At 63.2% G+C, this 2,593-nt stretch carries 3 protein-coding genes; all 3 read left to right on the top strand.

What is annotated here, in order from left to right:
- Positions 1–87: 87 nt before the first annotated feature.
- Complete coding sequence (gene tnpA / locus BN77_RS28590) at positions 88–429, top strand: IS66-like element accessory protein TnpA (protein WP_040679047.1); 342 nt, start codon at positions 88–90, stop codon at positions 427–429.
- On the top strand, positions 426–773 hold the full coding sequence (gene tnpB / locus BN77_RS28585; RefSeq protein WP_040679045.1) for an IS66 family insertion sequence element accessory protein TnpB: 348 nt from the start codon (positions 426–428) through the stop codon (positions 771–773). The genes tnpA and tnpB overlap by 4 nt, the downstream gene beginning before the upstream one ends.
- 78 nt (positions 774–851) lie before the next feature.
- Positions 852–2,503 (top strand): IS66 family transposase gene (tnpC, locus tag BN77_RS28580; protein WP_167540391.1). Its coding sequence is split into 2 segments (ribosomal slippage): positions 852–2,298 and positions 2,298–2,503, totalling 1,653 coding nucleotides; the frame shifts between segments, so codons are not numbered across the junction.
- Positions 2,504–2,593 lie beyond the last annotated feature (90 nt).

Raw genomic sequence — 2,593 nt, 5'->3', positions numbered from 1 at the left:
GTATCCCTTCGGCGTGAACCGCCTTGCGAAGTTCCGCGTCTCCCGTGAGTCTGCGCTCTTAAGAGTGGACTTAAGAGTGCATTGAGCATGGGACATGCAGTTTTGCTGACGGGGCCGGAGCGGCGTCGGCGATGGTCGTTGGAAGATCGTGCGCAGATTCTGGCCGAGGCTTTCGCGCCAGGCGCGGTGGTTTGCGACGTCGCACGCCGTTTCGATGTTGCGACTGGGCTGATCTATACTTGGCGACGGCAAGCTTTGGCGCAGGAAGCCGGTCCGGCGTTCGTCCCGGCCAAGCTCGTTGACGTTGCGAGCAATGGTGGTGCGGCCGAGCCGGCCATGTGCGTGGACTTCCCGAGTGGCGTGAAGGTGAGGATTGGCGCAGCAGCGCCATGCGACCTGGCAGCCGCGATCATGCGAGCGCTCAAATGATCCCGATCAGTTCCGGGGTGCGGGTGTGGATCGCAAGCGGTCACTGCGACATGCGCAAGGGCATGCAGGGTCTGGCGCTGCTGGTGCAGGAGGGCCTCGGCCGCGATCCATTTAAGGGCGATGTCTTTGTCTTTCGCGGTCGTAGCGGCCGACTGATAAAAGCCCTTTGGCATGATGGTATCGGCCTATCGCTGTATGCGAAGCGGCTCGAGCGCGGCCGCTTCATTTGGCCGGCGACGGAGGATGGCGCGATCGCGCTGACGGCCGGTCAGATGTCCTATCTGCTGGAGGGGATTGATTGGCGAAATCCGCAGCAGACCTGGCGGCCGACCAGCGCCGGGTGACCGTCCGAAGGGCGATTATCCCGCAACGAGTTCTTTGAAATGCTAGGCAAATCAGGGCTTCTGTGATTCACTTCGGGCATGGAAACTAGCCCCGATTTGCTTCCCGACGATGTTGCTGCCCTGCGGGCAGAGCTCATCGCGGCACGCGCCAAGGGCGCACAGATCGAGGCTGAACTCGCCGTCGCCAAAGCCAAGGCGTCCGAGGATATTGCTGTCATTGCCCGGCAGAAGCTGCGCATCGAGAAGCTCGAGCGGCAGCTTTACGGCCCGAAGGCAGAGCGTCGCGCCCGGCTGATCGATCAGATGGAGTTCCAACTGGAAGAGTTGGAGATGGCGGCGACCGAGGACGAGCTCGCGGCCGAAATGGCGGTCGCGGCCACCGTCAATGTCGCCGGCTTTAGCCGCAGTCGGCCGGTAAAGAAGCCTTTCCCCGAGCATCTTCCGCGCGAACGCGTCGTCGCGCCCGGTCCCGTGAGCTGCCAGTGCTGTGGCGGCGATCGGCTGCGCAAGCTGGGTGAGGACATCACCGAGACCCTCGAGGTCATTCCGCGCCAATGGAAAGTGATCCAGACGGTGCGCGAGAAGTTTACCTGCCGCGATTGCGAGAAGATCAGCCAGGCCCCGGCCCCTTTCCATGCCATCCCGCGCGGATGGGCCGGCCCCAATCTTCTGGCGATGATCCTGTTTGACAAGTTCGGCCAGCATCTACCGCTCAATCGTCAGGTCGAGCGCTTCGAACGCGAAGGGGTGCCGCTGAGCCTGTCGACAGTGGCCGATAGCATCGGTGCTTGCTGTGCCGTACTCGATCCGATCCTTAAGCGGATCGCAGCCCATACGTTTGCGGCAGAGCGGTTGCACGGCGACGACACGACGGTCCCGGTCCTGGCGGCAGGAAAGACCGATATCGCCCGAAGTTGGGTCTATGTTCGCGACGATCGACCGTTCGGTGGCACGGCCGCACCGTCGGCGATGTTCTACTATTCCCGTGACCGCGCGGGCGAGCACCCGCAGGCGCATCTCGCCGGCTATAGCGGCATTTTGCAGGCGGACGCCTATGGCGGCTACACCAAGCTCTATCTTCCGGACCGACGGCCCGGCCTGATAACGGAAGCAGCCTGCTGGGTCCATGCGAGGCGGCCCTTTTACGCGATGGCCGACGTCGAGGCGAACGCGCGCCGACGAGCGCAGGGCAAGAAGGCGGTGGTCATCTCGCCGATCGCCCTGGAGATGGTGCAGCGGATCGATGCCCTGTTCGACATCGAGCGCGACATCAACGGTCAGAGCGCGGAGCTCCGAAAGTCTGTTCGTCAGGAGCGCAGCAAACCCTTGGTCCTGAAGCTGGAAGCGTGGATGAAGGCTCAGCGTGCCAAGCTGTCGCGCGATCATGATCTCGCCAAGGCCTTCGATTACCTGCTGAACCGTTGGCCGGCCTTCACCCTCTTCCTCGACGACGGGCGTGTTTGTCTCTCGAACAATGCCGCCGAACGCGCCCTCCGCGGCATCGCGCTGGGCCGGAAATCCTGGTTATCGCCGGATCGGACCGCGGCGGCCAGCGCGCCGCCGCCATGTACAGCTTGATTGTCTCGGCCAAGATGAACGGTGTCGATCCGCAAGCCTGGCTCGCCGACGTGCTTCACCGAATCGCCGGTTATCCGGCGCATCGCATCGATGAGCTCTTGCCCTGGAATTGGAAGAGCGCGTCACCAGCGGCGCACATGCACGCGGCCTGAAGATGCCGGCCATCCGGCCGCAACGCGGACCGCAAATCAAGCCGAAAAATCTAAAAGCCTTCAGCCTGCGGCCTTCGCCGGATGCTTACG

This window comes from Rhizobium mesoamericanum STM3625 (assembly GCF_000312665.1).
Taxonomy (GTDB): Bacteria; Pseudomonadota; Alphaproteobacteria; order Rhizobiales; family Rhizobiaceae; genus Rhizobium; species Rhizobium mesoamericanum.
Note: the sequence above shows the minus strand (reverse complement) of the source record. Positions and strands in the feature narration are given on the sequence as shown.

Bases quoted from the DNA above. Each gene is read 5' to 3' on its own strand.
- tnpA (WP_040679047.1), top strand. From the start codon at position 88: ATGGGACATGCAGTTTTGCTGACGGGGCCGGAGCGGCGTCGGCGATGG.
- tnpB (WP_040679045.1), top strand. From the start codon at position 426: ATGATCCCGATCAGTTCCGGGGTGCGGGTGTGGATCGCAAGCGGTCAC.